This is a genomic window from Bartonella sp. AP72JLCBS (genome assembly GCF_042195705.1).
Lineage (GTDB): Bacteria > Pseudomonadota > Alphaproteobacteria > Rhizobiales > Rhizobiaceae > Bartonella.
In genome coordinates this window covers 1-626 of record NZ_JBHIOU010000123.1, presented here as the reverse complement: position 1 = coordinate 626, position 626 = coordinate 1, and the positions used below count along the sequence as shown (strand labels likewise).

The following is a 626-nucleotide window of genomic DNA, read 5'->3' as shown; positions in this document are numbered from 1 at the left end:
AGTTCCATTGCGGCTGATGGCAAGGTAGGGCTGAAAGCCAGCAACGATGTCCTGATCAATAATGCAGAGGATAGCTTACATTATGAGATGTCGTACCATAAAGACGGTGGGGTGTTTAGTAGCAGTAAATCTGAGCATAACAAGATGGATGTGCGCCAAGTTGTGGGGTCAAGCATAACAGGGGGTGAAGGCATTGCCATTGATTCCGGAAACAACACGGAAGTTGTCGCCTCGACGCTCATAGCCGGTAAGGCAGAGGAAACGTCAGGAGAGAAAGCACCAGGAGAACAGAAACAAGCGGATATTACCATTCACTCTGGGGGAAAGATTACTATCAAAGGCGCCCAAGAACAGTTGGATCAGCAAGCACAATCGTCATCAAGTGGCTTTTTGCATGAGAAATCGTCCGATACATCTCAATCGCATACCACAACGGTCTCCTCTATCCTTGGGGCGACGGGCAACATCGTGTTAGACGCACAAGGAGAAGCCAAGATTTCTGCTTCTCATCTGCTTTCCGGTCAAGATATCAATGTGAGCGGAGAAAGTGTGACGATTGATGGCATGACAGATCATCATAAAAGCCATTCAGAGGAGCATGAAACAGGTTTTGGTGTGGGATCAGG

The 626-nt window shown here is 47.9% G+C and carries 1 protein-coding gene; it reads left to right on the top strand.

Annotated elements, in window-relative coordinates; all coding sequences use genetic code 11:
- Window positions 1–626: hemagglutinin repeat-containing protein (locus ACFILO_RS09705; protein WP_375678239.1), on the top strand; the 626-nt coding region annotated here is incomplete at both ends.